1 protein-coding gene is annotated in these 375 nt (G+C 72.5%); it reads left to right on the forward strand.

Annotated elements, in window-relative coordinates; translation table 11 throughout:
• On the forward strand, window positions 1-294 hold a 294-nt coding region (locus ACOADB_RS20120), incomplete at its 5' end, for a hypothetical protein (RefSeq protein ID WP_378602592.1).
• Window positions 295-375 lie beyond the last annotated feature (81 nt).

Consider the following 375-nt stretch of genomic DNA (forward strand, 5'->3'; position numbering starts at 1 on the left):
GAGCCCCGCCCCGAGGGCCCGGACGACCTGACCAACCCGGAGCCGGGCGACAACCCGGAGGACGTGCCCGGAGACGACGTCCCGGCCGACCAGAACGACCCGGCCGACCAGAACGACCCGGCCGACGAGGTGGGCGGCACCGAGGACGTCCAGCTCCCGAACCGGATCGACGCCGGAACCGGCTCGACCGACGACGAGGGCCTCAACCTCGCGTGGGTCCTCGCCGGTGGCGGCGTGGTGACCGCGGCGGGCTCACTGCTCGCCCGCCGTCGGATGGGTGGCGCCACCCGATGATCGTCTGCTGAGAAGTGGGGACACAGCACACGACGGCAACGGCCGACCGGATCACCCGGTCGGCCGTTGTCGATTTTCGTG

The sequence above is a fragment of the Nocardioides sp. CPCC 206348 genome (genome assembly GCF_048654705.1).
Lineage (GTDB): Bacteria > Actinomycetota > Actinomycetes > Propionibacteriales > Nocardioidaceae > Nocardioides.